Raw genomic sequence first — 25770 nt, 5'->3', positions numbered from 1 at the left:
TCTCTAAGGTTTAGAAGTAGTATTTTTTCTCTTACGACTTACATTTCTTTTTCGACTCTGTCCAGGACGGCCTTTACCTTTAAAATTTCTTCCTGTCGATCCCTTAGAGGCTCCACCTTTTCCAGGCTTACCTTTAAATCGACCACTACCAGGTTTACGACGATTGGCCTTACGCTTTTCAAAGCACTCTTCACAAATAGGGAAACGAGAGTCTTCTGGCAGCTTAACACTACATGAAGAACATCTAGCAATAATCTTTTGTGATAGAAGTTCATTTAGCTGATCAATAGCAAGCTGCTTATTATTTAAGAGCTCTACTTCAGAATAAACAAAGTTTTTATTATTAAAGTGTCTTGAGAGCCATTGATATAGCTCAACACATTTAATCGAAGTCTCAAGGTAATCAATATCACTTGAACCATGTTCAATCGGTTCACAAGGAATCCCTTCCATATTAACGTATTTATGTAGGATCCAATTATAGAATTGAACATGATCCATTAAGCCTAGGTTTACTGGAGCACAAGCAAAGCCAAATATTTCAGCATCAGTTAGAATACCATTTGAATCTGCATCCTCAACCATCTCAGCTAGTTCAATCATCTCCTTCATATCAACACAATAGAAAGGAGCCTGAAAAGTCATCGTGTTAAATAGACGTAAAAATTCCGAAAGCTTAAGCTTTGGAAGATTATTATCAATTAATGCCTTATTAACTTGATTGAAGATATCAAGGTCAGGCCCAACCATACACTGATCACTTTGATCAAGAGTTGCATTTAAAGCTTCATTGATTGACTCAATTCCATCTTCGACCTTTCTTAGACACGTCACAGTTCCGCGAGGAAATCTCTGAAAACGCCCAGCACGTCCACCTATCTGCTTTATCTCACTTACTGAGATATCATGCTGATGACCATCATAGAATTTAGAAAGAGTTGAAAAAACAACTCTCTTAATAGGTAAGTTCATTCCCATTGCAATAGCATCAGTTGAAACAATTACATCTGTTTCTCCCTGATCAAATTTACGTGCCTGCTCTCGGCGAACTTCTGGAGAAAGTCGTCCATAAACAATCGAAACTTTATAACCTAAACGTTCTAAGTCTCTTTTATGCCTTAGAGCATTCTTTCTTGAAAACACAATAAGGGCGTCGTTCTTTTGCATATCAGCTAGAACAATTGGATGCCTCTCAACTGAAAGCTCTGTCATACGCGTGTATTCATTAATAATTAGTTCATCGCCACAAAGCTCAACGATTACCTTCACGAGATCAAGAGCAGAAGCATCACCACAAAGATGAACCTCATCGGCCATAATATTAACAAGTGCTCTCGTCCACGCCCACCCACGTGAAGGGTCAGTAATCATTTGAATTTCATCAATTACACAACAGTCAAAAACTTCTTGTAATCGTGCCATTTCAATAGTCGACGAGTAGTGTGTTGCACCTTCTCTTTCAATAACTTCTTCACCTGTCAGTAGAGTTGTGACTGCACCTTTTGAATTCAGTGTATCGTAAAGCTCTGCGGCCAGAAGTCTTAGAGGAGCAAGGTAGCAACCTTTAGGGACAGTCGATAACTTTTCAATTGCATGATAAGTTTTACCTGAGTTTGTAGGTCCCATATGATAGACGATCTTTCTCTTCATCTGTCTTGCTGAAGAGTGAGTCCAGAACTCTCCAAGGTATTCTTGAAGAATTGTCGAAGAAACGTCTTTCTTTTTTAGAATGATAATTGATTTAACAAATTTCTTAAATTCACGCTCTAGATATCTTTCATTTCTCCAGTAATGAGTTGAAAGAGAGCGATAGAATTTGTCGTATTCAGCATCAGTGATAAGATCAGTACTAAGCTCATTTGCTTCTAAGTATTGATCAAACAACATACTTACATTTCTTCGGTGAAGCGAAGCAAGTTCTGACGGATAAGCAAATTCAGATTTAAAATATTGCTTAACCTGATTTTCTAATCTGTTTAGAGAAGATCTTTTAATTGTATTTCTTAATTTGTAGAAATTCTTATCGAGAGTTTTTTGAAGATTAAAAACGATATCTGAAACAACATGAATTCCATTATCAATTTCTTCTTTTATTTGCTCTTTTGTTGTTTCGATAATTTCAACACAGTTTTCATAGACTGAGTCTCTAAGAAGTGCCCTAAAGTCATTCACACACTTAATACACTGACACTTCAGCTCACTGATTTTATGTTTTGTTAAATCAATATCTGAGCGAATAAAGGTTTGAGTCTCATTATGCTGATTTAAAACCTTTTGTCCCCATTCATAAAATGTTTTCTCGTGAAGAGAAAGGATATTTTGAGATAACCCACCATCCTGACCAAAGAAGATTGCTTCCTTTTCTGGGATCATACAATCATCAATAAAAATCAAATCAAGGATATTGTCTTGTTTAATTAGTAAATTAAAATTCGTGAAGTCTTTATTGAAGAAATAAACTAAAGATGGATTCTCATCAAAAACTGCCCACAACTTAGTTAGGGTCGACTCAAGAAAGCCAAGAACGACAAGAGCATCATCACTTGCTCTAACATAACTGTCATCATCGGAAAAATTATTGACCTTAATAATCGTTTTTCTTTCGGTTTCTATATTTTCTCGAATTGCGGAGAAGTCAGGTAGCTTATTTATTTCTTGTGAGCTCATTCTTTAAGAGTACGTTGAGGGAAGAAATTGTGCAAGTAATCTTAGGTGTTAAATACAAAAAAATACATTATAATTAAGCAATAAACATATAAAGAAAAATGGACTGCATATGATGAAAACATGGCTAACAGAAACTTTTAATATCAAATACCCTATTATTATGGCCCCGATGTTCCTTGTAACTAGTATTGATATGCTAGTAGAGGCTTCTAAAGCAGGTATTATGGGTTGTATTCCAGCACTCAATTGGAGAACTCCAGAAGAGTTTGAGGAAGGTCTAAAGGAATTGAAGGAAAGATGTGAAGGTCCATTTGGAATCAATATCATTGTAAACCAGTCAAACATCCACATGCACAAACAAATTGATTTGTGTGCTAAGTATGCACCAGATTTCATTATCACCTCCCTTGGAAATCCAAAGGAAGTTATCGAAAAGTGTCGTCCACAAGGAACTAAGGTTATCTGTGACGTTGTTGATTTAAAATATGCTCAAAAAGTACAAGATCAAGGAGCCGATGCAGTTATCGCTGTAAATTCGGGAGCTGGTGGGCACGCAGGGCCAACACCTGCGAGTATCCTCGTTCCTCTACTTAAGAAAAACTTAGAGATTCCAGTAATCTCGGCAGGTGGAATTGCAACAGGTTCAGGCCTATTTAGTATCTTGGCCCTAGGTTGTGAAGGTGTTTCAATTGGGTCTCCTTTTATTGCCACTAAAGAATCAATTGTTTCTGATGCTTACAAAGAGGCCGTTGTTCATTACGGTGCTAAAGATATTGTGATGTCGAATAAGATTTCTGGTACACCTTGTACCGTTATCAATACTCCTTATGTACAAAAAATTGGAACTGAACAAAATATTGTTGAAAAGGCCATGAGTAAGAATAAGAAACTTAAAAAGTATGCAAAGATGCTCACTGGTTATAAGGGAATGAAGGCCGTTGAGAACGCCGCTTTTGGTGCCACATATAAAACAGTATGGGTTGCCGGTCCTTCTATTGAGTTCATTGAAAAGATTGAAACAGTGGAAGAAATTGTCGATAGAATTGTTTCAGAATTTGATACTTCCGTTGAAGAATTCTTAGCTAAAAGATCCTAATTATGTTTAAGCTGCCTAAGGTTTTACGTTATCAAAATTTTAGAAGGCTCTATATTGCAGGTCTGACATCTGAGCTTGGCTCGTTTGTCTCAGAAACAGCGCTAATGCTCTTAGTATTTGAATTATCAAATCATAATAAGAGCTACCTTGGTGCTGCACGTGCAGTATTTCTATTCTTTCTAACAATTGGAAATTTAATCGGTGGGGTCATCGGCGAAAAATATAATCGTAAGCATGTCCTACTGTTTACTAATTATATTCGTATCCCAATTATTTTTACAATTATCTTTGCCAAAACTCCTGAGGTAGTCATTCTTTGTGATGGCCTAATCGCCCTGTTTACAGGGATGTACAATCCCACCAGACAGGCAATGGTAAATGATATTGTTCCACAAAAAGATATGAGCCGCGCCAATGCACTATTCGGTTCAGCATTTGCTGTTCTACATATGATTGGGCCATTTCTTGGTGCAACAATGTTTACGGCCTTTGGTGGAATCAAAGAAGTAGTCGCTCTTGATTTCCTAACTTATATTGTTGGAATCTACTTCATAATGAGCTTAACTTATAATCCCCCAAAACAAGAGGGCGATAGTGAGAGCTTCTTTTCTGAAATAAAGAACGGAATCAAGTATGCTCGAACACAAAAAGAGCTCTTTGCCGTAATTTCAAATGTCATTATTGAAGGTCTCGTTCTTGGGTTTATGTTCCCCCTCATTCTTCCATATCTTACTGAAACACTAGGGGCCACGAAACAAGACTACGGTATAGGTCTTGCGCTCTTCGGTCTTGGCGGCCTATTTGGTGGTTGGGCCAGTTCAACTATTTTTAAAGATAAGCCTGTTGGAAAATTAATTATTACAACACTCTATTTAGAACCTGTTCTAATGGCAATTTGGCTCTATACAGCTTCTTATTCAGCAACCTTAATGATTTTCTTTGTTTGGGGATTTGTTGTATTCGTTCGTATTACAAATCAACTAAATTATGTTTCCCTCAAAGTAGAAACAAAGTACCTAGCGAGGATATTTGCCCTACTCGATCTTGGCTTTGTTGTCCCAAATATACTAGGTGGAATTATCCTTACATTTATTGGAAATCAATATGCGACAGAAGAGATCCTTATCGTCGTCTGTATTGCATTCTGTGCACTTATTTTCCCGAGAATGCTATTTTCAGATATGAAAGCATTATTTAACTTAAATAACGAAACCGTCGATAGGGATACATCAATACAGGATAAAATTTAATTAAGAGACAAGGTTATTAAGTATGACAACAGTTTGGTTAAGAGATGAAGATAAGGCATTTGAAAAAAGAACTCCTCTAACACCAGAAAATGCAAAAAAATTAATCGATGCAGGCTATAAAGTAGTCGTCGAAAAATCAAATGATCGAATTTTTCCAATTGAAGAATACAGAAGCATAGGATGTGAGATAAAAGAAAGCCATGCTTGGGTTACTGAAGCACCAGTTGGTGACGATACTTATATCTTAGGCCTAAAAGAACTTAAAGAAACGGATGACTTTCCACTAAAACACAATCACATTTACTTTGCCCATATTTACAAGGGTCAAAATGGATCACAAAAAGTTTTTGACCGTTATCGAAAAGGTGAAGGAACCCTATTCGATCTCGAATTCTTACTCAACGAAGACAAAAGACGTGTTGCCGCTTTTGGTTATTGGGCCGGCTATGTTGGTGCAGCACTTAGTATTGAGAACTATTTCTCAAACTCCCCTGCTTCTTTGAGGCACTACTCTTCTAAAGATGAATGGCTCAAGATTATTAACGAGAAAAGAAATGGAAAACAAAACCCTTCGACTTTTATTATTGGTGCCCTGGGACGTTGTGGAAGTGGAGCAAGAGAACTTCTTAATGATCTAGAGCTTGAATCAATTAATTGGGATGTTCAAGAAACCAAAGTTGGTGGCCCATTTAATGAAATTCTTAACGCTGATATTTTCATTAACACAGTTCTTATGACAACTAAGATTCCTCCATTTTTAGACAAGTCTCTTATGGAGAAAAATCAAAAACTATCTTATATCTGTGATGTTAGCTGTGATCCTAATAGTGACCTAAACCCAATACCGGTTTACGATGTCCATACAACTTGGGATAGTCCACTTCATCGAGTTGAAAGTTCAATTGAACATGAATGTAATATTATTGCAATTGATAATCTTCCTTCTGCACTGCCGAAAGAGAGTTCGATTGATTATTCGAATCAGTTGATTCCTCATCTTTTGGAGCTTAAGAATGCCAGAGAGTATTTCACCTGGTCACATGCTAAAGAGATCTTTGAGACGAAGAAGTCTGCTAATAAGTAAGTATGTTGCTTACTTTAGCAAAGCTAAAGTGTCGCTTCTTCTTTGCGATAACTTTCCCATCCTTGGCTCCAGAGGCAACAAAGCCGGGCTTGAACCCGGCTTGTTGAAATAATTTTTTAGCTAAAGACTGGGGAGCTAACACTGCATCATATCTTAGCTTCGCTAAGATGCTGCAGATGTTTACCTGCTCACATGCTAAAGAGATCTTTGAGACGAAGAAGTCTGCTAATAAGTAAGTCTGTTGCTTACTTTAGCAAAGCTAAAGTGTCGCTTCTTCTTTGCGATAACTTTCCCATCCTTGGCTCCAGAGACAACAAAGCCGGGCTTGAACCCGGCTTGTTGAAATAATTTTTTAGCTAAAGACTGGGGAGCTAGCGCCGCAAACAATAGCCCGCCTTTGGGCGGCCAATTTTGCGGAGCGCTTAAATAAGACCACCACGTCTAAGTAGTGCATCAACCTCTGGCTCACGTCCACGGAACTTCTTGTAAAGATTCATTGGGTGCTCTGAACCACCTTTTTCAAGGATATTTTCTCTGAAACGATCTGCAATTGTTGTATTAAAAATCCCTTCTTCTAGGAATAATTCAAATGCATCTGCATCTAGAACTTCGGCCCATTTGTACGAGTAGTAACCAGCTGAATAACCACCAGCGAAGATATGACCAAATGAAGTTGAAACCATTGTTCCAGCAACTTTAGGAAGTAGTTGAACATCTTGAGTTGCAAGATTTTCAAACTCTTCAACATTTGTAATATTTGATGGGTCACCTGAGTGCCATGCCATATCAAGTAGACCTAGGCTTAGTTGACGAATAGTGTGACGTCCTTCACCGAAGTTTGAGCTATCTTTAAGCTTTTGAACCAATTCTGCTGGAATTAACTCTCCAGTTTCATAGTGCTTAGCAAATAGGTCTAAACATTCTTTTTCAAATGCCCAGTTTTCCATAATCTGTGATGGTAGCTCAACAAAGTCCCAAAATACATTTGGACCTGAAAGCATACGATACTGACACTTCGTTAGGATACCGTGAAGCGCGTGACCAAATTCATGGAAGAGAGTTGTCACTTCATTAAAAGTTAGAAGCGATGGCTTCGTTGTTGTTGGCTTAGTAAAATTACACACGTTTGCAATATGTGGACGTACATCTTCACCATTTAGAACATATTGTTCTCTAAATGCTGTCATCCATGCCCCACCACGCTTAGATGAACGTGGGAAGTAATCACCATAGAATAGAGAAATAAAGTTTCCGTCACGATCAGTAATTTCATAAGTCATTACATCTTGGTGATACTTAGGAACATTAGTAACTTCTTTAAAGTTTAGTCCGTATAACTTTGTTGCAACTTCAAAAACACCATTAAGAACATTTTCTAATTTGAAGTATGGCTTTAGCATTTCATCATCAATGCTATATCTTTCTTTCTTTAACTTCTCATAGTAGTACATATAGTCCCATGAAGAGAAGTCCTCAACACCATCTTGCTCTTTTGCATAGGCTTTAACTTCATCCATGTGCTCAATTGCAGCAGGCATTGCTTTTTCTTTTAGGTTATTTAAAAGATCGAAAACATTTTGAGCACTCATGGCCATACGTTCTTCTAAGATATAATCAGCGTGACTCTTGTATCCAAGAATCCCTGCTCTTTCAAAACGAAGCTGTGCAATTCTCTTAACGATTTCTTGGTTATCAAGTTCGTCACCTTTAGCACACTTAGTACCAGATGCGATTGTCATCTGCTTTCTTAGTTCACGGTTTTGCGCGTAAGTAATGAATGGACCAAAGCTTGGATAATCTAGAGTAAAAACCCACTTACCGTCATGACCCTTTTCTGTTGCTGTCATTGCAGCAGCTTCAATAAGTCCTTCAGGAAGACCTGCTAGATCTTCTTTATTATCAAGTACCATTTCAAATTTATTCGTTTCTTTTAGTAGATTATCAGAAAACTCTAGGCCTAACTTAGAAAGCTCTTCATCAATCTTTCTTACTTTGTTCTTATCATCTTCACTTAAAAGAGCACCATTTCTTACGAACCCTTTATAGATCTTTGTAAGAAGAGTCATCTGCTCAGCATTTAAGTCTTCATTTTCTTTGTTATCGAAAACAACTTTAACTTTTGCAAAAAGATCAGCGTCAAGGTTAACGTCGTTACCATGAGCAGTTAATAGAGGTGAGAACTCTTTTGCAATTTCATTCATCTCATCATCTGTATTTGCAGATTTTAGATTAAAGAAGATCATTGAAATATCTTCAATAGCGCCTCCTGAATTTGCATATGGCTCAATGATATTTGCAAATGTAAGTTCACCATCAAAGTTTTTAATCGCTTCGATTTCTTCTTTGTGCATCTTAATTGCTTCACGAATTGCTGGCATATAGTGCTCATTTTTGATTGTATCAAATGGCCTTGCACCATATGGATTTGTGAATTTTTCTAATAATGGATTAGACATATAAACTCCTAAATGAATCTTATTAAAGGCATTACTCTGCGCGAAACTTAATGGCCATAAAAGCCGCTAGAACTAGCCAGAGTAACACTGATATTATTAGCATATTTTGGGTAAAAGCCAAACTCGTAAACACTAATAGTAGAGCTGAAATCCCCATTTTTGACGCACGGTAGACAACCATATCAACAATATACTTGGCCCCATACTTTTGTTCTTTGCTTAAAGGAAAATATAGCATCTCCTTGGCCGCCGAAAAGATCGAATAGTCCAGGCCTTTGAAGCCAACAAATAAAATTGCTGTCCCGAGTAAACCTAAGTATTCCATGCGGTCCAAAATAATTAAGATAAAGAAGACAAATGGAATAAAGATATGGACTGATGAAACTTTAAAATATTTAAAAGCAATTGGAATAATAATAATTTGGACAATTAGTGAAATGGCATTAATCGAAGAATATATATTGCCAAGATAGGCACCCTTCTCATTAGCGTCTTTAAATACTTCAAGTCCTAGATTAAATTTATAATTTGCCAAGTTAATTACCACTTGTGAAAGAATAATTAGGCCACAAATAAAGAAGACATAGAGCTTCTTATCTGCAAGTGAAGATATTGGAGACTTTTCTTTGAGTGCTAAGAATTGCTTTTGGGTAAAACTAAAAATAACAATGACCAGTGCAAGAATGAGTAGGCCGCAAGAAGCAGCATAGTAAACTCCCATCCCCTTCATTAGCTTTGTCGTAAGAAGCCCTCCAAAGATTCCTCCAAGAGAACCCAAGGCTCCAAGTGGCCCATAGACGAGCTTTGCAACCCTAAAATCAATGACAGAGTTTAGATACCCCAATGATAAATGGACAACTAAAATAATATAAACTTCTTTCCAAACAGCAAAGACACCACTTCCGTAAGCGAAGCCATTTCCAAGTGCTACTAGGGCCCCTCCCATAAGGGCCAATGAAATAGCCACAATACCATTAAAAATTATCGTAATAGAAAAGTATTTTTGTAGTTCATTAATGATACTAACGCTGAGACCAAGAAACATTACCGAAGATAACCAAATCCATGGTGTACTCTTTGCTCCAAAATTTTGAATAAAGAGAGCAGTTGAGCTCGAACGAATCATTGGGTATGAAAAGAATGCTAGAAAAAGCGTAAAAGTAACTAAGAGAATATTTCTTCTCTCATCTTGAGATAGCCCAAAAAGACCAGCATTGATCTCCTTAACGGCCGTAATAATATTTTTCATTATTCAATCACCATGAGAGAGTATTCTTTATTTTCAAGTTTTGTCAGTGAAGTTAAGTCGACCCACTTTCCTAAACTAAAAGTTAAGGTCGTTAATTGGTCTTTATTCTTCTTATTTCTTAAATCGAGAAGATAAATACTCCCCTTCTTCTTACAAATTGCATGATAGACTTCACCACCGAAATCCATTTCAAAGTCATTGCCTTGAGAACTAATGATGTCAGAGAGCTGTTCATTAACCTTATCATTAAGCTTTGTGACTTCCTTCATTTTGAATTTACATATCTCTTGAGTGTAGTGAGAGACAGAGCTTTTCTCTAATTCATTTGGAAAGTATTTATTGACTAGCTTTCGAAATAATTCTTGGCGATATGATTTTACTTCAACATTTAAGCAGTTCTTATGAGAATCTATTTTGATCTTTTCACCATCAATAGCGTACTTCAACAAATCCATACGAATAGTATGTATTGGCCGTTTACGATTAAAACAATACTCAGTTGCTGATGCAGTTGATAGCGATATGCCCAGAATTAAAAGAAATAAGAATTTAAACGTCTTTCTCTTCCTGTAAGTACGTATCACCCTTTTGACCTTCCATAAATTCTTCAGCCGACTTGTAGTCACAAAGACTTAAAGTTGTCTGAAAGTTAAAACCTTTAGGAAGTTTACCACTTTTTGCAAGATCGTCACATGAGCAAGAAAGTGTCTTCATGAATTCAAAGAATTTTGTACTAGTTTCCTCACTTAAAAGGTGCTCAATCATACAAGAGTCTTTTTCAGCAACTGCTTCTGAAACACCTACAAAGTCTTTTAGGAAATAATAAAGAAGAGTACGAGAAGTTAAAGTCTTGTGAACTTCATCGTGACCATCATCAGTTAAGAGAAGAAATTTTGTATCATCTTCCTCTTTTACTAAATTACGTTTTTTAAGATTATTAAGAGCTGTTGAAACAGAACCCTTAGTTAAACCTAAATCTTTGGCAATATCTGTAACTCGAGCATAACCCTTGTCTTCTTTTAGTTTATGAATTGCTAAAAGATAGTGAACCATAGAGTGAGATAACTCAGCCTCACGAGGTTTTTTGTCATTAGTATTAGCTTTTGTTGGTGTATTTGCCATGATATTTCTCACAAATTAGGTTATGCCTTTAATCTAGCAATTTCAGGTATTTTTGGCAACTAATGGCCTCTAGTAGATGCCCCAAATTATGTGCATCGCTTTTTTTGATTTCTAAAATATTAACTCATGTAACATATTGAATTTACGTGGTTTTTAATGAGGCATATATTACAGACCTCCCGAGCAACACCACAGCGTGTTAAAATTAAAGAGAATCTAAATAATTGGGGTTAGCTAATGTTGAGGCCAAAATCAAAAATATTCACCACTCTCGTGACGTTATTTTTAGTAACGAGTTCAATGTTGTCCTATGGACAAAATAGCAACTATGAAGCTCCCTCGGACGCCGATGTTGAGTCTGGAAATATTACGGACAGAGATAAATACACAATGGAGAATTATACGCACGCTGGTTATCAGCAGAGAGAAGCTGATGAGAAGTGGGCCCAAGAATGTGGTACTTCTCAAGAGTGTGAAAGTATAAGAAAGGGTGGCGATGCAACTGATGGTGAGAAGTTCATGGGAATGTCACCTTCAATGTTTAAGGCCGTAGGGCAAGCCTACTCTATTATTATGCCGGCCATGTCACAAGCTGGAGGCGGTGGAAAATTCAACCAGATTGATGTTGTGACTAAGAAAGATGTTGCGGCCAAATATAGTGAGAAAGGTATTAGTTTCAATCAAGAAGGTAAGGCCGAGGCAATGGCCGATTCTCAAGTCGAGCAAAAAGACCTTGATGCTGCTCAAAAAGAACATGACAAGGCCAGCGAGAAAGAGGGTACTGATTACTGCCAATATATTCCAATGGGAGCAGAAGTTATTGCACGTGTGACACAACAAAAGAGTGATGAGTTTGCACTTGCAACAGAACCTGATGTTGAAAACGCTCAAAGCCAGGCCCTTTATAAGCAAGCTCGCTCACACCGCGATCGCCAGAAGTCGGTTGATATCCAAAGAAAAGGATGGGGAGCGACAACTGTTTGCTATATTGCCTCGATGGCAACACAAGGTGGATTCACAAGTGGTTGGAGTAACTGGGTAAAGCTAGGGGCCTCAACGCTTATGACGAGCTACTATATGTGGGAGCATAAGATGCACGGTGATGCTGCTGACAAACTAAACAATGTCGCAAATAAACTAAGTGGTAAAGGTAAATGTAATCCTGTTTCAGATCGCGATTGCTACTGTAGTCAGCCTGAAACAATGAACGATGTGAAGTATTGTTATCCGCAAATTAGACAAAGAACTGCTCAGAATAATAACTGGCAAGTTACTTGTGTTGATAATAACGTAAAAGAAGATCTTAACTGTACTTGTCGCCAAACGAACTCATGTCTCGATTCAAGAATCTCATCAAAGATTGGAGGAATGTATATTCCAGGTGGACTTGGAACAAGTCTTGATGACTTCTACAAAATGACAAATGGTATTTCAACTCCTGGTGATAGCTCAAATAGCTTCAAATCAACGTCAGGAAAAATCTTTGCCATGGCCAACGATAAACTAAAAGAAGGCTTAAACAAGATCAACCTACCTGCTAATTATAAGAAGAAAGATGCAAAAATCGCTGAGGGCCTAAGACAGCTAGGGTTTGATGGAGCCGTCGCTAATGCTATTTCGGCCACACCAGAAACTAGTGAAAGTAAGTCAGCAGAAGCAAAGTTAAAATCTCGTGCTTCAGGACTAAGAGGAAAGGTTGGAAAGTATACAGCATCTTATAAGCCAAAAAATAATGGACTCTACTTTAGAGGTGGTAGCGGCTTAGATAATAAAAAGAAGAGTAAGAAAAAGGCCGTAAATCCATACGCACACCTACTAAAGAAGAAAAAGAAAGATAATGCAAATGCCAGTGCAGAAATTTTAGACTTCTCACAAAGAGCACAAAGAAATGCAGGCATAACAAAAGATAAATCTAGTAATATTTTTGAGATCATATCAAGAAGATATCGTTACTCAGCGACTAAGAAATTAGGAGCACAATAAAAATAAAAGGTTGTTTTCATGGAAGAAAATTACAAATTACCAATTCTCATCTTCGATGATGAATGTCCACTTTGTGTTAGATTTAAGGATTCTCTGGCCCGCTTAGAAGAAGCTAAGTCTGTTAACTTTGTAAGTGTTAACGATGAGAAGCTCTATCAAGTATATCCCGAGCTAGCTAAAGAAGAATGCCAAGAAGTCGTTCACTACATCACAAGTGATAAGAAGGTTTTAAAGGGTGACGAAGTTATCACTCACCTTGCTAAGCTCTACCCACTTGTAAATAAGTTTAGCTGGCTTATTGAAAGTAATATGGGTCAGAAGGCCACAAGCTACTTTCATAAGACAACGAGTGCTTACAGAAGAATGCTAAAAAGAAAATGCCCAAGCTGTGTGAAGCACGCCTAACTAGCGCACAAGACTTCGACGAGAAAACATACTACGGTTAAATGGCTCTAATGTTAGGGCCGTTAAAACCCAAGTCAAACAAAACTCTGCAAATTGCACTTTATTATCACTTGGAATAAAAAGTGTGATCACAAGAAGAATCATGAAACTTATAATATGAGTTGCCTTTGGTACAGGCAGTGCAAATTTATCAATGAATAACTTGGCCTTTTCAATTTTAAGATATGAAATAGGAACAGCAAAAAGATAAATAAGTAGAATAACTCTTAGAAAAAGGTTCCAAGACTCATGAGAAACTCCACGAGCAATTAACCAATTTTGAAAGTTTGTTTCAAGTAGAACACTATTTATATCTCTAAACATTTCAGGGGAATTCCAATCAAAGATACGCTGTCCCCAGCTCACCTCTTCCAAGGCACAGATAATATAGAACACACCTTGAACAACTAGCATAAGTAGAAACTTTGAGTCTCTAAATTTTGCCAAAACTCTGCGTCTGTAAAAGTAGCCAAATGAAATGAGGCATAGACCGACAAAAGTAAACCATTCGAGAAGTCCATTTTGTGCGCTAAGTACTTTATCAAAATAAGCTAAATCAGTTCTTGATATATATAGGCTATAGATACCAATAACTAAGATAACAAAGAATGAGATATATTCAGTCCATTTAACTTTAAACATAAGATTAATTTTCACCGAGGTCAGTGAACATGTCAATGCGAGTCTGATGTCTACCGCCTTCAAACTCAGTAGCAAGCCAAACCTTAGTCATGGCCAAAACTTCTTCACTAGTAGAAATGCGGCCACCAAAGCAAATTACATTTGCATTGTTATGCTCACGAGAAAGCCTTGCAAGGTCAACATTATGACAAAGAGCGGCCCTAATGCCTTTAAACTTATTGGCAACCATACATACTCCAATCCCTGAACCACAAAGAAGAATTCCCTTGCCCTCTTTTTGAACCGCTTTAGCTAAAGCAATTGCATATTCCGGGTAGTGGCATGATTCCGAAGAGTGAGTACCGAGATCCTCTACTTCATAACCTTCTTCGATTAAGAATTTCTTTACCGCTTCCTTTTGTTCGAAAGCACCGTGATCTGTTGCTAGGAATATTTTTTTACTCATTATTTGGACCTAAAAGTAAAAAGCCTCCCGAAGGAGGCTTGAGTATTTGTTAAATTAATAACGGTAGTGCTCTGGCTTATATGGACCTTCAACCGGTACGCTGATGTACTCAGCTTGTTGAGGAGAAAGTTCATCAATTTCAACATTGATTCTCTTAAGGTGTAGACGAGCAACTTTTTCGTCAAGGTGCTTAGGTAGCATGTAAACCTTGTTTTCATACTTACCAGCATTGTCCCAAAGTTCCATTTGAGCAATTACCTGGTTACAGAATGAGTTAGACATAACAAATGAAGGGTGCCCTGTTGCACAACCAAGGTTAACTAGACGACCTTGAGCAAGAAGGATGATTCTCTTACCATCTTTACCTGTGTATAGATCAACTTGTGGCTTGATATTATCTTCTTCATAGTTGTTGTGAAGGTGCTTAATATCAATTTCGTTATCGAAGTGACCAATGTTACAAACGATTGCACCATCTCTCATATTATCAAGGTGAGACGCATTGATTACGTGGTAGTTACCAGTAGTTGTAACGAAGATATCACCTTCTAGAGCGGCTTTATCCATTTTCATTACTTCAAAACCTTCCATCGCTGCTTGAAGAGCACAGATTGGATCGATTTCAGTAACGATAACTCTTGCTCCAAGACCTTTAAAAGACTGAGCAGAACCTTTACCAACATCACCGTAACCAACAACAACACAAGTCTTACCAGCGATCATTACGTCAGTTGCACGCTTGATACCGTCTACTAGAGACTCTCTACATCCGTAAAGGTTATCAAATTTAGACTTTGTAACAGAGTCATTGATATTGATTGCTGGCATCTTAAGAGTTCCAGCTTTAACTCTTTCATATAGTCTGTGAACACCAGTAGTTGTTTCTTCAGAAAGACCTTTGATTCCTTCGATTAACTCAGGATATTTGTCGTGAACCATATTTGTAAGGTCACCACCATCATCAAGGATCATATTAAGAGCTGATCCATCGGCCCACTTAAGAGTTTGTTCGATACACCAGTCGAATTCCTCTTCGTTCATACCTTTCCAAGCAAAAACAGGAATTCCAGCAGCAGCGATGGCCGCAGCAGCTTGATCTTGAGTTGAATAAATATTACATGAAGACCATCTTACTTCAGCACCTAGCTCAACTAGAGTTTCGATAAGTACAGCTGTTTGAATAGTCATGTGAAGACAACCAGCGATCTTTGCACCTTTAAGTGGCTTTGACGCTCCAAACTCTTTTCTCAGAGACATTAGTCCCGGCATTTCAGTTTCAGCGATTTTAATTTCTTTTCTTCCCCAGTCAGCTAGAGAGATGTCTGCTACTTTGTAATCTGTAAAGCTCATGTTTCCTCACTTTATGTATGAATAAATCTTAATATATTTTATGTCCGAAACTATAACAGTATATCCGTCAAGTTTGAAGCCTATACAAAGGAATTTAGCCCATTTTATTGAGTAAAATGAACGAATTTTTACCAACTTAAGCCTTTTTCTTTGACACATACCTAAATAAGTCATAAATCGAGTCATGGAAAAATATCAGAAGTCGAACAAAGTCATTAATGACAAGAGTTTTTATTTTGCGTCATGTCCAAGAGGATGTGAACAATATCTAGTAAATGAGCTACGCGCTAACGGAATTGAGGCCAAGGCCGGACGTGGAGGAGCTTCATTCAAGGCCCGTAATAAGGCAACTGTTGAGTATATTTTCAATGCTAGAATTGCTTCTCGTGTTTTTAAGGAAGTTGGCTTCTTCTATATCCGAGACGAAAAACAGATTTATAAAAGAGCGAGTGAGCTTCCATGGGAAGATTATATTACTCCAGAACAAACTTTTAAAATCAACACTCTTCTAGATGGAGAAAGTAAGGAGCTTTTTAGAAGTTCAATTTTCTTATCTCAAACTCTAAAAGATTCTCTTGTTGATTATATGAGAGAAAAATTTAATAAGCGTCCAAATGTTGAGACTAATGAACCAAATATTAGCTTTCTTCAACGTGTTGAGAAAGTTAAAGAAGGTTGTAAAGTAATCGTTTACGCTGACATGGTCGGAACTTCTCTTGATAAACGTGGCTACCGTGAATCAGGTCACCGTGCACCTCTAAGAGAAAATCTAGCTGCTTCTCTTATTGCTGAAACAAAGTGGGATTGCCAAGGTCCTTTCTATGATCCAATGGCAGGGTCTGGAACAATCCTTATTGAAGCAATCTTCTACTACTTAAAATTATCTCCGGCTTTTTTAAGGCTTAAGCAAAATACAACGCCTTACTCATTTACTGGACAACCATGGTTCCATAATTCAAACCTAGTTGATTGGTACTTTGATAAAGTTCACGAAATCATGAAGGACTCTCAAGATAGAATTGAATCAATTCCAAGTGGAAAGTTCTTCTATAATGATGCTGACGTCGAAAACTTCAAACTAGCACGAAAGCACCTTCTCGACTGCTTTGGCCGAGTAGACTTCGTTAATTTCAACTGTGAAGAGTTCACAAAGTCCTCTGTGCCTGCAGGGTTTGAAAGAGGAATTATTCTCTTTAACCCTCCTTATGGAGAGCGTATTCACGCCATTGGTTTTGAAGACATAAATGACTTCTACTATGAAATCGGTGAAACTCTTAAGAATAACTTTGCAGGATCTACTGCATTTATTCTGACAGCTCACGGGCCACTACGAAAAAATATTCGTTTAAAGACAAGTAAGAAGACTGAGTTTTTAAATGGCGACATTGAATGCCGCCTTTTAAAATATGAATTAGTTTAGACTTAACCTTCTAAGAATTCAGTTAGATTCATCGCAAGCTTAGGTAGAGCGTACTTAAGAAGAGCATTCTTATTGACGACTTTATCCTTATGCTTTGTTGATTTAGAAAAGAAGTATGTTCCGATATCAGAATCTTTTAAGAATAGTGTATGCCCTTTTCCTGCAAATTTTCTAAGCACATAATCTGAGTCGAGTAGACAAATATCTCTAATCATAAAATTACGTGCAAGATAAATAATGATAACACTTGCTGAAAGATCACAAAGAGACTTTCTAACCTTCACACCTTTTGGTGAAGTTTGATCTCCCCAGTGAACGACAACTTCAATTCTTTTTTCACCAACATAAAAGTCGAAACCACGCTGGGAAGTCGACTTCTTCTGCATTAATCCGAATATACACTTGGCGTACCATTCTCCTAGCTGTACCGGAAGTTTCTTACCATTGAAGATAATACGTTCATCGCGAAGGATGTCATAAACCTTATTAACTGTTTCAATGGCATCAAAGATTCTTTTATTATCTGGTAAGTGAATAATTAGAACTTGCTTAGCATGAGCTCTCTTCATCTTGCGAGAAAATTGCTTTTCATACCATCCTAAAAATTCTTTATCACCTACGAGCTCTAAAGAGTCATAGATAAAACCACGGCTTAATAAGCTTTCCTCATCAAAGCCTTCAACTTTCTTCTTCATGAAGCTTAAGGGAGCATACTCTCCTTTTGTCTTCATAATATAAACATTGTCTTTGTAGTAGTCTGTACTACCACGAGTCGCCTCATTAAATAGGTCGACACCTTTTTCCATTACTTCCATCTCTCACATACCTTTGTGCTTAATCTTTAATTAAACATTAATCGAAGTTAAATCTTCCTCGAAGTTTAAAACACTATGTGCGAGCCCAATATTTCTCGTTAATTGGTACTGACAGAAAACTTTAAAATCATCGATTTTAGACTGATAATATTTCTTCTCTTCTTCACCTGTTGCTGTCTTCAATTCGTTTTGAGCAATACAAGCGTGTTCAAGAAGTAACCATGAAACAACAAGGTTTCCACAATAGCTTAAGAAATCAGTTGCATGCGCAAGTACCGCACTCTGATTTTTTGCTGCCATAAAAGAACCAAATTTTTTCACAACTTCCTCACTCATTTCCATTGATTTTCCAATCATTGAAACTTCGTGTGGATAGGCTTTCGCTTCCTCTCTATTCATTGTTGCGTGAATCTTCTTACCAACATTAAAGAATGTTTCACCCTTATCCATAAGAATTTTTCTCATGACAAAGTCAATCGCCTGAATACCATTTGTTCCTTCATAGATTGTAGCGATTTTTGTATCTCGCATAAATTGTTCAATTCCATACTCAGTACAATATCCATAACCACCATGAACCTGGACACCTTCGCTGGCGATATTCACGCCCTCATCTGTACAGAATCCCTTACAGATTGGAGTGAAAAGAGCGATTTCTTTATCCGCTTCTTCATCACCCTTTTCGGCCTTATCAAATAGATTTGCCGTATAAAGAGACAGGGCCCTAAGGCCTCTAGCTGTTGATCTCATCTTTAGAAGCATTCTCTTAACATCTGGCATATTAATAATTTCAGTGCCAAATTGAGAGCGCTCTTTCGCATATTGCTCAGTTAATTCAAAACAAAGATTAGACTGCGCTTCACCTTGAAGTCCGCAAAGAAGTCTTGCTTCATTCATCATAATGAACATATTCTTCATTCCATCAAATTCTTTCCCAATCAACTCACCAACACACTCACCGTCTTGCCCAAATGTAAGCTCACATGTTGCTTGTGCATGGATTCCCATTTTGTGCTCAAGCTTCGTACACTTAACATTATTTGATTCACCAGTTTCGACGTTAAAGCGTGGAACGATAAATAGAGAAAGTCCTTTCGTTCCTTCTGGTGCCCCAGGAGTTCTTGCAAGAACGAGGTGAATATTATTCTCATAAAGATCACTTTCTCCAGAAGAGATAAAGATCTTCACACCATTAATTGCGTATTTCCCATTATCAAGAGGCTTTGCCGTTGTATTTGCATTTCCAACATCAGATCCAGCACCAGGCTCAGTAAGACACATCGTGCCTCCCCATTCACCAGTCATCATTTTGGTAACGAAAAGATCTTTTTGCTCTTGAGAGCCAACCTTAAGAATTACATTCATAGCACCTTGAGATAGTCCGTAGTACATCGACCACGCAACATTTGAACCAATTGCCATTGAAGTACATGCAACTTTCATTGCGTGAGGTGCAGGCATTCCACCAACCTCTTCAGGATAACCAAGTGCATACCAACCATTCTCATAGAAGGCCTTATTTACTTGGTGAAAAACTTCTGGAACAATAACTTTTCCGTCAACGTGCTTTACGCCAATTTCATCAGAAATCTGACGAGTGGGATAAATTTCATTTTCAACGAACTTATCGAATTGAGTTAGGATATCTTTTAAATCAGCTTCACCATACCCAAGCTCGCTCGCTTCGTCTTGAATTTTGCACGCTTTAAATAGATTGAAATTCACATCCATTAAATCTGTACGATACTTTGCCATATAATAGTCCTTTTTTAATACTAAAACAGTTCTATTATAATGGATGTTCAGATTTCATGCACGTGTAGACACAAAATAGCCGGAGTAAATTAGGTTAAATTTAATAAAAAAGCGCGAACATCGCCGCGCTTTTTTGTCAGGTATATATTTAAAGTCGTTTTTTATTTATTAGTAAGCTGAAACTCCAACAGTTGTTGCTCTTAAAACCGGCTGTTGTACAAGTGGTGCATTCATATTAATCATCATTCTTTTTCCATTAATTGTCACAATCCATTCTACTGCATATGCTTGTGCGACTTGTGTACAAAATTGAATATTTCCACCGTAGTAGCTACTAACCCAATTATAGTCATTACACATTCCATCTTTATATGGAGCATATCCATTACCATAACGCTTAAAAAGGGTACCATTTGTATCTGACTCTTGAACTTTAGTGGCCAAGAAACTTGCTAACTGTGAAATAGTAGATCCAAATGCTCCATCTAAGGACTCATTGCTACGAGCTAACCTTCCATCACTGTATAGTCCACGATATCCGCCAACAGAATAATTCAATGACGAAGAAGATGATGAAGAAGTACATATAGTACCTAAGCTCATTCCAAATATTTCAAAGTCATCACAATCACCTGAATTACTCGATCCAGATAAGCTATCAAAGCTAGAAATTGTGTAAATAGGATATTGATTATTGCCAATACTTCTACTTGCAAAGTTATTATTTACAATCGCTTGAGATAAATCATCGGCCGTACTTAAGCTATTAGGAAGACCTCTAGCAGTATCAACGTATTCACTTGCTGAGCCAGCAGGGAAATTTCCATAGTTGAGGTTACCTCCAGCGCCACCTCCTCCATCAGAACCGCATCCGACAAGCGAAGCTAGAACAATAACTGAAAGTAATGTGTTCTTAAGGTTAAGTTTCATAGTAATCTCCAATATTCTCTGTGTTTGTGTGTGTTTAAAGTATTTGCCTATATATATACAAGTTGTGTGCCAAGTTTTAAGATGAGATTACAGTCCTTTAGAAAGTCGTGGTGTTTAAAAAGTGAACACGATAGAGTATTTTGTCTAATCTTTGGGTAGTATTAGAATAAGGACTGAACAAGCTTTTAACGGGAAAATATTTATGTCGATCAAAAATATTAGTGAAAAGGCCCTTCTAATCATCTTAGATGGCTTTGGAATCAGTGAAAACACAGAAAAGAACGCGATTCGAGACGCGAAAACTCCTATTTTAGACGGACTGTTTAAAGATTATCCATATACAACAATCCAAGCAGGTGGGGTTTTAGTTGGCCTTCCTAAAGGAGTTGTCGGAAACTCTGAAGTTGGCCATATGAATCTTGGGGCCGGTCGAGCAATTCGCCAGGACCTTGTCCGTATTAATGAGTCAATTAAGAATCATACTTTTGGTGAACTACCTAAACTAAAGGAGCTCATCGAAGTTGCAAAGAAGAATAACAATCGCATCCACCTAATGGGACTCTTATCTGATGGTGGGATTCACTCACATATTGAACATACAAAAGAAATCATTAAGTGCCTTAGGAAAGAAGGCATTGAAGTTTTCTTACATGCTTTTATGGATGGACGAGATACACCACCGGCATGTGGTGATATGTACCTAAAAGAAATCGTAGGTTTTGAAGGATCACACTTTGCTTCAATGCAAGGGCGCTCAATTGGAATGGACCGCGATCGCCGTTGGGAAAAAATCAAGAAAGCATACGACATGTTCCTAGGCCATGGTGATGTAACAGACTTATCACCTCTTGATTATCTTAATAGTGAATATGAAGCTGGCCGCACAGATGAGTTTATAGCACCGGCACTCTTTAATAAAGACTATGCGATTAAGGAAGGTGACTGCGTCTTCTTTACAAACTTTAGGCCAGATCGTGCTATTCAGTTAACAATGGCATTTAACTATCCAGAGTTTACTGAATTTGAAAGGCCATTCTTTCCGGCCATGTTCTTATGTATGACACCATATATTCCAGATGAGATGGAGCTTCCAATTTTATTTGATAAAGAGAAGTTACAAGGAACAATGACTGAGTACTTAAGCAGTATTGGAAAGAAACAATTAAAGATTGCTGAAACTGAGAAGTATGCACACGTCACATTCTTTTTTAATGGTGGAGAAAAGAAGCCATTTCCAAATGAAGAGCACTTTCTTATTCCATCACCTAAAGAAGTTTCGACATATGATGAAAAGCCTCAAATGAGTGCGCCTGAAGTGACAGAGCAATTAATTGCAAAATTAAGTGACTTTGACTTTAGTGTTGTCAACTTTGCGAACTCAGATATGGTTGGTCATACAGGAAAGTACGAAGCGGCAGTCAAAGCAATTGAAACACTTGATGAGTGTGTCGGAAAAATAGTTAAGAAATGTCTTGATGAGAATATTACAGTGGTTATCACTGCAGATCACGGTAACAGTGATCAAATGACACATAAAGATGGAACACCACATACTGCTCACACCGGAGCACCGGTACCATTTTGTGTGATTAACAGTGCACTAAAAGATAAAGCTTTTACAATTGCACCGGGAGATCATTCACTAATGGATGTTTCTCCAACATGTCTTTATATTATGGGGATTGATCGTCCAGCGAGTTTTACTGGCCATCATATTTTTGAATAGGAATATTTATGAGCGAAGTTGAAAAAGATGTTAAGTCGATTAAAACAATTGCTGTCCTTTGCAGCGGAGGAGACAGCCCGGGAATGAACTGTGCCATTAGGGCCGTTGTTCGTACTTGCATTGCAAATGATATTGAAATCTATGGAATTCGTCGTGGATTCACAGGTCTTCTTGAAGGTTCTCAACACAAAATGGATGCTGCAAGTGTGGGAAACATTCTTCAAAAAGGTGGAACAATTCTACAAACTTCTCGTTGCCCTGAATTTATGCAACCAGAAATTAGAAGAGAAGCAGCTCATATTCTAAAAAGAAAGAATATCGATGCATTAGTCGTTATTGGTGGGAATGGATCATTTAATGGTGCATGGGAACTTCATAAGGAACATGGTGTTCCTGTAGTTGGAATCCCTGGAACAATAGATAATGACATCGAAGGTACTGACTACTCGATTGGGTTTGATACGGCAGTACAAACAGCTATTGAAGCGGTAGATAAGATTCGCGATACGGCCCACTCACACGATCGTACATTCATCGTTGAAGTCATGGGACGAAAGTCACCGGCCATTGCACTTCATGTAGGCCTATGCACAGGTGCTGAAAATATTATTTTTCCTGTTCAAGACGAAAGTAATGTTGATGTGGATACAATTGCAGCAGATATCAAGCGTGGGCTTAAACGTGGAAAAGGTTCTTCAATTATTATCGCTGCTGAAGGTGAAACAGAAGGTCTATCACACTATGTTCACAATAAGCTTCTAGAAGATCATAAAATTGATTCTCGTGTTTGCATTCTGGGGCATATCCAACGAGGTGGTAACCCAACAGGGCGTGACCGCTTTATTGCAACTCAAATGGGACATCTTGCAGTTAAGTCACTACTTGAAGGAAAGACTGCTATTGTGACTGCAGAACAAAATGGTCAAATTGTTATCGAGAATTTAGAAAAATGTCTTGGTAAGAAATTTGAAGTGGAAGAGAAATATGTGGATATGGTTAAGACCCTATCAAAATAGAAAAGCTAAAAATTATGACAAATATTTCAAATAAAAAATTATTTATTATTTTTACATTCCTTTTTTCAATTCTCTATTTTTGGGATATTGGAAATATTAGTGCTCCAAGACAAGGGACAGAGTCGTTATATGTGCAAATATCGCAAGATATGTATGACACAAATAATATAATGACTCCACACTATCGTGGAGATAGACATTGGTCTAAACCACCAGTTCACTTCTGGCTTCCGTTCCCTATCTATGTACTAATGGGAGAATCTTCATTAACAGGCGCACGTGCTTCCATGGCCTTTCTGACAATTGCCCTAGGAATACTAGCGGCAGTTTGGTTAAAGAGAAGATTTAGTGTTGAACCACTATTGTCACTGGCCTTCTTCTTAGGAAGTTATGGAGCAATAAAGTTTGGCCGAACGTTTATGATGGAGACATCACTCTCACTTCTTCCATTCATTAGTTCACTCTTTCTTTTTGATTACTTAAAAACAAAAGCAAAGAAGTACTTTATTTGGGCGGTTCTTTTTGGAGCAGCTGGTGCGCTAATTAAAGGACCTGTTACAATTGTCATGAGCTTTCTTGCCATGTCACTCTATCAAGTCTTCTTATTCAAGAAAGAGAAGCGCTTTATTATAAAAGAATGCTTTTTCTACTTTCTTTCAATAACAGTCCTCAGTTGTCTTTGGTACTTCATCAGTTATCTCAACTATGGAGAAGAGTTCTTTAATTACTTCTTTGTTAGAGAAAATGTTGGAAAGTTTGATCAAAAGCCAATGCCAATGATTAAGGTATTCCAAGGTCTCATCCTCTATGCACTACCATGGTTACTTGTTCTTCCATTTGCTTGGAAGAAAGTTAGAGAGAATTTTAGAAGTTTAAATGATGAAACATATTTCTTCTTTGTCCATTTTCTATGTTTCTTTATCACTTGGTTAATTCCATCGCAGAGATCGCATCACTATGCAATCCCATCGATCCCATTTCTAATGGCATATATGCTATTACAAATTAACCTAGAGACACTTAGAGAAAAGGCAAAAGGTATTCTTTTAATCTTCTTACCAATCAACCTACTCTTCTTGGCCGTTGGTTTTCTACTTTTATATTTTTCAGATGGTGTAACGATCGTTGCAAACTTACTATTTGTTACTCTTATTATTGTGACAAATATTTTTATTTTCAAAAAGAAAATGCTTATTGCTTTCAATACCATGGGGCTCTATTTAATTTTTCTTTGGTCAGTTGTTGCTTCACAGTTCTATATTTTACCAGTTCCACAAGCAGCTCATGGCCTTTTCAAGGATAAGACAGTTGCCCTTGTTGATCGTCGCTCTTATTTTTATGAGCAAACATTAGAAATGAATGTTGAGCCGATTAAATATAGTCAAATTGCAACTTTCTTAGAAAAGAAGAATGCCGTTGTGATAACAGCAGAATCAAAGACCCCACTTGAATATCGCAAGGACCTTAGACTTGTTGCCAAATGGCAAAAGTGGAAAAGAAGAGTAAAGTGGCCTCATATTAAGGCGGCCCTAAAAGCACGCTCTTATGAACCATTAAAAGAGGAAGTTTACTTACTATCAAAGTAATGTTCTTCAATCTTTTTTATAATCCATTCTGGATCATCTATAGGTAAATCGTGTCCCGCTTGTTCGTGTAGTTCAAGCGTGGCACCAAGCCTTTTAGAAATTTCAACACTACATTTATAATTGGCCAACTTATCTTGCTTTCCTGCAAGTAATAAGACATCGGCCTTTACTTTCTTTGGGAGACGATAGTGAGATGCCGCAATTAATTGTCTGACAAAGTTAACTCGATTAAGTGGCCTCTCTTCAAAGTAAGCTGCATAAGCATCAAGAAGATCGTCTGATAGATCTTTCATCTTAACAGTAAGTGAAAGTGCTTTTCTTTCACGTTCGCGGTGATTTTTATTGAAAATAAGTTTTGAAAAAGTCCCCATCGCCTCAAGAGACATACGGTGATAGATCTTTCCTGAATCACTTGTTGAAGTGTTTAGAAGAACAGCATGTTCAAAGTCATCGGCATGGCGTTCACACCAATCAAGGGCCATCATCCCCCCCATTGAAATACCAATGACACTCCATGGCCCCTCATTTTCTTCTTTAAGTTTTAGCCACTCATCTCTCATATCTTCTACATAATCTGAAATCTTTAGAGGCGATTTTTCGTCGTTCTTACTACCAACTCCTAGGTAATCAATGGCAAAGACTTTTTGTGTCCCCTTCATTTTTTCCACATATTCTGGAAATTCATACCAATGACGGCTATCTCTTGCTAAGCCTCTAAGAAGTAACCAATTCAT

21 protein-coding genes are annotated in these 25770 nt (G+C 37.5%); 9 read left to right on the top strand and 12 right to left on the bottom strand.

Annotation, left to right across the window (positions count from 1 at the left end):
* Positions 1-3: 3 nt before the first annotated feature.
* Positions 4-2667, bottom strand: coding sequence for a helicase-related protein (locus ABMA76_RS09445; RefSeq protein WP_392909982.1), 2664 nt, complete (start codon positions 2665-2667; stop codon positions 4-6).
* 109 nt (positions 2668-2776) lie between these two features.
* On the opposite strand from ABMA76_RS09445, the gene ABMA76_RS09440 reads away from it, so the two are divergent.
* Genes ABMA76_RS09440 through ABMA76_RS09430 form a run of 3 tightly spaced genes read left to right on the top strand, consistent with a single transcriptional unit; the run spans position 2777 to position 6097 of the window.
* Complete coding sequence (locus ABMA76_RS09440; RefSeq protein ID WP_393061454.1) at positions 2777-3763, top strand: NAD(P)H-dependent flavin oxidoreductase; 987 nt, start codon at positions 2777-2779, stop codon at positions 3761-3763.
* Positions 3764-3765: 2 nt separating this feature from the next.
* A complete protein-coding gene (locus ABMA76_RS09435) occupies positions 3766-5013 on the top strand; it encodes an MFS transporter (protein WP_392909978.1) in 1248 nt (415 codons plus the stop codon).
* A gap of 22 nt (positions 5014-5035) precedes the next feature.
* Complete coding sequence (locus tag ABMA76_RS09430) at positions 5036-6097, top strand: saccharopine dehydrogenase (protein WP_392909976.1); 1062 nt, start codon at positions 5036-5038, stop codon at positions 6095-6097.
* Positions 6098-6519: 422 nt separating this feature from the next.
* Here ABMA76_RS09430 and ABMA76_RS09425 read toward each other — a convergent pair whose 3' ends face one another.
* From ABMA76_RS09425 to ABMA76_RS09410, 4 genes are all read right to left on the bottom strand, one after another.
* The gene (locus tag ABMA76_RS09425) at positions 6520-8553 is read right to left on the bottom strand and encodes a M3 family metallopeptidase (RefSeq protein WP_393061453.1); all 2034 of its coding nucleotides are present in this window, start codon (positions 8551-8553) and stop codon (positions 6520-6522) included.
* 31 nt (positions 8554-8584) lie between these two features.
* Positions 8585-9802 (bottom strand): Npt1/Npt2 family nucleotide transporter, encoded by a 1218-nt coding sequence (locus ABMA76_RS09420; protein ID WP_393061451.1) that lies wholly within the window; start codon positions 9800-9802, stop codon positions 8585-8587.
* A complete protein-coding gene (locus ABMA76_RS09415; RefSeq protein ID WP_392909970.1) occupies positions 9802-10257 on the bottom strand; it encodes a hypothetical protein in 456 nt (151 codons plus the stop codon). Before ABMA76_RS09415 ends, ABMA76_RS09420 begins: the two co-directional genes overlap by 1 nt.
* 94 nt (positions 10258-10351) lie before the next feature.
* Positions 10352-10924: a metal-dependent transcriptional regulator gene (locus ABMA76_RS09410; protein ID WP_392909968.1), complete on the bottom strand. Its 573-nt coding sequence runs from the start codon at positions 10922-10924 to the stop codon at positions 10352-10354.
* A gap of 273 nt (positions 10925-11197) precedes the next feature.
* On the opposite strand from ABMA76_RS09410, the gene ABMA76_RS09405 reads away from it, so the two are divergent.
* Positions 11198-12907 carry a hypothetical protein gene (locus ABMA76_RS09405; RefSeq protein ID WP_392909966.1) on the top strand — a complete coding sequence of 570 codons (1710 nt, stop codon included), beginning with the start codon at positions 11198-11200 and terminating at the stop codon, positions 12905-12907.
* A gap of 18 nt (positions 12908-12925) precedes the next feature.
* A complete protein-coding gene (locus ABMA76_RS09400) occupies positions 12926-13312 on the top strand; it encodes a thiol-disulfide oxidoreductase DCC family protein (RefSeq protein WP_392909964.1) in 387 nt (128 codons plus the stop codon).
* Here ABMA76_RS09400 and ABMA76_RS09395 read toward each other — a convergent pair whose 3' ends face one another.
* Genes ABMA76_RS09395 through ahcY form a run of 3 tightly spaced genes read right to left on the bottom strand, consistent with a single transcriptional unit; the run spans position 13313 to position 15788 of the window.
* On the bottom strand, positions 13313-13993 hold the full coding sequence (locus tag ABMA76_RS09395) for a hypothetical protein (RefSeq protein WP_392909963.1): 681 nt from the start codon (positions 13991-13993) through the stop codon (positions 13313-13315).
* Between the two features lie 4 nt (positions 13994-13997).
* The gene (rpiB, locus tag ABMA76_RS09390; RefSeq protein WP_392909961.1) at positions 13998-14438 is read right to left on the bottom strand and encodes a ribose 5-phosphate isomerase B; all 441 of its coding nucleotides are present in this window, start codon (positions 14436-14438) and stop codon (positions 13998-14000) included.
* A gap of 54 nt (positions 14439-14492) precedes the next feature.
* Positions 14493-15788 (bottom strand): adenosylhomocysteinase, encoded by a 1296-nt coding sequence (gene ahcY, locus ABMA76_RS09385; protein WP_392909959.1) that lies wholly within the window; start codon positions 15786-15788, stop codon positions 14493-14495.
* A gap of 184 nt (positions 15789-15972) precedes the next feature.
* Between ahcY and ABMA76_RS09380 the strand changes: the two genes are divergently transcribed.
* Positions 15973-17208 (top strand): class I SAM-dependent RNA methyltransferase, encoded by a 1236-nt coding sequence (locus ABMA76_RS09380; RefSeq protein ID WP_392909957.1) that lies wholly within the window; start codon positions 15973-15975, stop codon positions 17206-17208.
* Positions 17209-17210: 2 nt separating this feature from the next.
* On the opposite strand, the gene ABMA76_RS09375 is transcribed toward ABMA76_RS09380, so the two are convergent.
* From ABMA76_RS09375 to ABMA76_RS09365, 3 genes are all read right to left on the bottom strand, one after another.
* Complete coding sequence (locus tag ABMA76_RS09375; protein ID WP_393061449.1) at positions 17211-18014, bottom strand: hypothetical protein; 804 nt, start codon at positions 18012-18014, stop codon at positions 17211-17213.
* A 39-nt stretch (positions 18015-18053) separates the two neighbouring features.
* Positions 18054-19778, bottom strand: a complete 1725-nt coding sequence (locus ABMA76_RS09370) for an acyl-CoA dehydrogenase (protein WP_393061447.1) — start codon at positions 19776-19778, stop codon at positions 18054-18056.
* A 168-nt stretch (positions 19779-19946) separates the two neighbouring features.
* Positions 19947-20708 (bottom strand): hypothetical protein, encoded by a 762-nt coding sequence (locus tag ABMA76_RS09365; RefSeq protein WP_392909951.1) that lies wholly within the window; start codon positions 20706-20708, stop codon positions 19947-19949.
* Between the two features lie 202 nt (positions 20709-20910).
* Between ABMA76_RS09365 and gpmI the strand changes: the two genes are divergently transcribed.
* Genes gpmI through ABMA76_RS09350 form a run of 3 tightly spaced genes read left to right on the top strand, consistent with a single transcriptional unit; the run spans position 20911 to position 25036 of the window.
* A complete protein-coding gene (gene gpmI, locus ABMA76_RS09360; RefSeq protein ID WP_393061445.1) occupies positions 20911-22434 on the top strand; it encodes a 2,3-bisphosphoglycerate-independent phosphoglycerate mutase in 1524 nt (507 codons plus the stop codon).
* An 8-nt stretch (positions 22435-22442) separates the two neighbouring features.
* The gene (gene pfkA, locus ABMA76_RS09355) at positions 22443-23450 is read left to right on the top strand and encodes a 6-phosphofructokinase (RefSeq protein WP_392909947.1); all 1008 of its coding nucleotides are present in this window, start codon (positions 22443-22445) and stop codon (positions 23448-23450) included.
* Between the two features lie 14 nt (positions 23451-23464).
* Positions 23465-25036: an ArnT family glycosyltransferase gene (locus ABMA76_RS09350; RefSeq protein ID WP_392909945.1), complete on the top strand. Its 1572-nt coding sequence runs from the start codon at positions 23465-23467 to the stop codon at positions 25034-25036.
* Here the strand turns inward: ABMA76_RS09350 and ABMA76_RS09345 are convergent.
* Positions 25018-25770, bottom strand: coding sequence for an alpha/beta fold hydrolase (locus ABMA76_RS09345; RefSeq protein ID WP_392909943.1), 753 nt, complete (start codon positions 25768-25770; stop codon positions 25018-25020). The two genes, ABMA76_RS09350 and ABMA76_RS09345, sit on opposite strands and share 19 nt — an antisense overlap.

It is taken from the genome of Halobacteriovorax sp. ZH5_bin.2, from assembly GCF_043196375.1.
In the GTDB taxonomy this organism is placed as follows: Bacteria; Bdellovibrionota; Bacteriovoracia; order Bacteriovoracales; family Bacteriovoracaceae; genus Halobacteriovorax_A.
The sequence above is the reverse complement of the archived record's forward strand: the minus strand, read 5'-3'. Positions and strand labels throughout refer to the sequence as shown.

Excerpts from the sequence above, each read along its gene's own strand:
- ABMA76_RS09445 (WP_392909982.1), bottom strand. The coding sequence starts at position 2,667 with ATGAGCTCACAAGAAATAAATAAGCTACCTGACTTCTCCGCAATTCGA.
- ABMA76_RS09440 (WP_393061454.1), top strand. The coding sequence starts at position 2,777 with ATGATGAAAACATGGCTAACAGAAACTTTTAATATCAAATACCCTATT.
- ABMA76_RS09435 (WP_392909978.1), top strand. The coding sequence starts at position 3,766 with ATGTTTAAGCTGCCTAAGGTTTTACGTTATCAAAATTTTAGAAGGCTC.
- ABMA76_RS09430 (WP_392909976.1), top strand. The coding sequence starts at position 5,036 with ATGACAACAGTTTGGTTAAGAGATGAAGATAAGGCATTTGAAAAAAGA.
- ABMA76_RS09425 (WP_393061453.1), bottom strand. The coding sequence starts at position 8,553 with ATGTCTAATCCATTATTAGAAAAATTCACAAATCCATATGGTGCAAGG.
- ABMA76_RS09420 (WP_393061451.1), bottom strand. The coding sequence starts at position 9,802 with ATGAAAAATATTATTACGGCCGTTAAGGAGATCAATGCTGGTCTTTTT.
- ABMA76_RS09415 (WP_392909970.1), bottom strand. The coding sequence starts at position 10,257 with ATGGATTTGTTGAAGTACGCTATTGATGGTGAAAAGATCAAAATAGAT.
- ABMA76_RS09410 (WP_392909968.1), bottom strand. The coding sequence starts at position 10,924 with ATGGCAAATACACCAACAAAAGCTAATACTAATGACAAAAAACCTCGT.
- ABMA76_RS09400 (WP_392909964.1), top strand. The coding sequence starts at position 12,926 with ATGGAAGAAAATTACAAATTACCAATTCTCATCTTCGATGATGAATGT.
- ABMA76_RS09395 (WP_392909963.1), bottom strand. The coding sequence starts at position 13,993 with ATGTTTAAAGTTAAATGGACTGAATATATCTCATTCTTTGTTATCTTA.
- rpiB (WP_392909961.1), bottom strand. The coding sequence starts at position 14,438 with ATGAGTAAAAAAATATTCCTAGCAACAGATCACGGTGCTTTCGAACAA.
- ahcY (WP_392909959.1), bottom strand. The coding sequence starts at position 15,788 with ATGAGCTTTACAGATTACAAAGTAGCAGACATCTCTCTAGCTGACTGG.
- ABMA76_RS09380 (WP_392909957.1), top strand. The coding sequence starts at position 15,973 with ATGGAAAAATATCAGAAGTCGAACAAAGTCATTAATGACAAGAGTTTT.
- ABMA76_RS09375 (WP_393061449.1), bottom strand. The coding sequence starts at position 18,014 with ATGGAAAAAGGTGTCGACCTATTTAATGAGGCGACTCGTGGTAGTACA.
- ABMA76_RS09370 (WP_393061447.1), bottom strand. The coding sequence starts at position 19,778 with ATGGCAAAGTATCGTACAGATTTAATGGATGTGAATTTCAATCTATTT.
- ABMA76_RS09365 (WP_392909951.1), bottom strand. The coding sequence starts at position 20,708 with ATGAAACTTAACCTTAAGAACACATTACTTTCAGTTATTGTTCTAGCT.
- gpmI (WP_393061445.1), top strand. The coding sequence starts at position 20,911 with ATGTCGATCAAAAATATTAGTGAAAAGGCCCTTCTAATCATCTTAGAT.
- pfkA (WP_392909947.1), top strand. The coding sequence starts at position 22,443 with ATGAGCGAAGTTGAAAAAGATGTTAAGTCGATTAAAACAATTGCTGTC.
- ABMA76_RS09350 (WP_392909945.1), top strand. The coding sequence starts at position 23,465 with ATGACAAATATTTCAAATAAAAAATTATTTATTATTTTTACATTCCTT.
- ABMA76_RS09345 (WP_392909943.1), bottom strand. The coding sequence starts at position 25,770 with ATGAATTGGTTACTTCTTAGAGGCTTAGCAAGAGATAGCCGTCATTGG.